Origin of the sequence: Hydrogenophaga sp. (assembly GCF_041633695.1) — a bacterium.
Classification (GTDB): domain Bacteria; phylum Pseudomonadota; class Gammaproteobacteria; order Burkholderiales; family Burkholderiaceae_C; genus Hydrogenophaga.
Genome location: NZ_JBFJMY010000573.1, coordinates 1 through 2,338, shown reverse-complemented (window position 1 = coordinate 2,338; position 2,338 = coordinate 1). Strand labels below are relative to the sequence as shown.

Here is a 2,338-nt window from a genome sequence, read left to right as displayed (position 1 = left end):
CGCCCCGGTAACAAGGCCGCTCCCCGCGCACCGCCAGCCGCAGTGGCTCGGGCAGCAAGAAGCCGGGCTGGGGCCAGCCGTGCGCCGCCGCTGTCTGGCGCGGCAGCGGCAGCGCGGCGGCTTGCCAGCGGCACATCCATTCGGGGCGGTGGTCTTCCAGCAGCACCGGGCGCTGCACCCGCTCGGTGCCCAGGCGCGCGGCCAGGCGTTCCAGCACCAGGTGCAGGGTTTCGCCCTGGTGCGCGGTGTCGGGCAGCAAGGCGGCACTGGCCTGCGCCAAGGGCTGCACCTCCACAGCCACCAACTCCAGATCGCCCACCGGCGCCAGCAGTTCGACCCGGCGCAGGTGCTCGGCCAGCAGGCGGCACAGGTGTTCGGTGTTGCGCGTGGGTTCGGCGGTGCGCACGGTGATGGCGCCGCCCTCGCCCGCCGCGCGCGCGCGCATCGCGTCGTGCATCCACTTCAGGGTGAAGGCGGTGACGCCGGCCTGCCGCGCGGCCAGCCAGCCGCTCATTTGCAGCAGCAGGCGGCGCGCGCCCAACAGCAGGGCCGGCGCGCTGTCGACGCGCGACATCAGTTCCAGCCGCGCCTGGAACTGCTCGGGCACGGCCACCCATCGGTGGACTTCGGGCGCGCACCCGTAGACCTGGTCGAGCGCGGCCAACAACGGTTTGTCAAAGCGCCGCCCGACGCCGCCACGCGGCAGCGCGCGCACATCGCCCAGGGTGCGGCAACCGATGTGGGCCAGGGTGAGGCGGTGCGGGTGCACGGCATTCAAGCAGTCCATGGGCAGGCCATCGAGCAGGGTCTGCAGCGGGGCCCGCAAACCGTTTTCGATACCGCCACGGGCCAGCGCCAGCGCGGCCAGGCTGTTCGGGGCCCAGGCGAGCTGGCACACGCCCAGTTGCTGGCCCTCGGCCCAGACACGTGCGCGCAGGGCGCGCAGGCCACCGAACAGGCGCAGGCTGGCCGCCACCTCCATGAGCACGGCGCCGTCGGCCAGAGCGACCCGGGGCGTGAACTGCAAAGCCCAGACCGCCACCGCCTGCCGCGCCGCTTCATGGAAGGACGGGGTGCCGTTGTTGGCGGGAATCAGCAGGGCCGACCACAACATCGTGATGCTCGTTTCGGGGCAGGAGGCGGCTGGGCTGGCGCAGCCGGGGGGTGAGGATGGGCGCCAGCCCACCGGGCACGGCCAGCAGCCGCAGCGTTTGTTCCAGCGGCGGCCCTTTGCGCTTGAGGATGTCGATGTGCAGCGTCCAGTCCGGCCCCACGCTGGCGTGCACGCGCAGCGGCGCGGCCGAGGATTCGCGCGCGGCCGCACTGGGCCGGCAGACAAACACCGGGCCTTCGTTGGCGGCAGCCAGCACCTGCAGGCGGCGGATCTGATCGGCACGCACCTGGGGCAGCCAGGCGATGAGTGCGCCACAGGCGTTGCCCCGGATGAGCTGCTCAGCCGACCACAGGCGCTCGGCCGGTGTTTCGGCCTGGACCCAGATCAGCTGCCCGGCCAGCAGACCGTCCCACCGCAGACCCGGCAGATGGGGCGGCTTGGGTGGCCCCACCAGCACCACCGAACGCCCGGCGGCGCAAACCTGGCGCAGCAAAGGGCCGAGCAGGCGCCATTCCAGCAGGCCGCTTTGTGGGCTCAGGATTTCGGACAGCGCATGGCAAGGCCAGCCGCCGCCGGGCAGCTGGCCATCGAGCGCAGCAAACCCGCTGGACAACACCGCTTCCACCGGACTGCCCAGCTGATCCCCGCGCCAGATGGCCGACGCCACGGCCTGCGGCAAGGCGCCGGGCACGAAGCACGGGCGGGCCGGTGGGGGAACGGTGGGGGCCAACGGGACGGATGGATCGCCGGTCGGCCTGGCGGTTGTGTGTATCACGGCTTTTATACTGTATTTATACACAGTATATAGAGGCAACCGGTTGGCCGTGAAGAGATTTCTGATCGGCGCGCAGCTTGGCCATTCGTGCCGCACTTGCTCCACGGCTTCGACCAGCAACGGATAGCCCGCCACTTGCATCCGGTGAGGTCCCTGTGTGCTCGGCGGCGGAGCGGTTCAGCTGGGGTACGGAGTTCAAGAGCGGCGCAAAAGGCGGGTGTTGTGGACAACAGCCCTTCACGTTTCACCGGCAACACGTTCGTTATCGCTGCGCGCCACGCCCACTTTCTGTGAAGGTAGCGGCGAACACCCGAACGAAGTCCATGTGTGTTTTGAGTAGATGCCTGTGCCTCCAAATCATGGCCCCGCCATACCCAGTCCCCTAGGATCAGGGCACTCGGACAACGGGTTCGGGGCTACAACCATCAGGAGACAAAAACATGAATCTG

At 69.8% G+C, this 2,338-nt stretch carries 2 protein-coding genes; both read right to left on the bottom strand.

The genetic code is table 11. The annotated features are described in order from the left end of the window. On the bottom strand, positions 1–1,114 hold a 1,114-nt coding region (locus tag ABYB95_RS21850; RefSeq protein WP_372661911.1), incomplete at its 3' end, for a DNA polymerase Y family protein. Then, entirely contained in the window at positions 1,059–1,844 is a 786-nt protein-coding gene (gene imuA, locus ABYB95_RS21845) for a translesion DNA synthesis-associated protein ImuA (RefSeq protein ID WP_372661907.1), read from the bottom strand. The genes imuA and ABYB95_RS21850, both read right to left, overlap by 56 nt. Positions 1,845–2,338 lie beyond the last annotated feature (494 nt).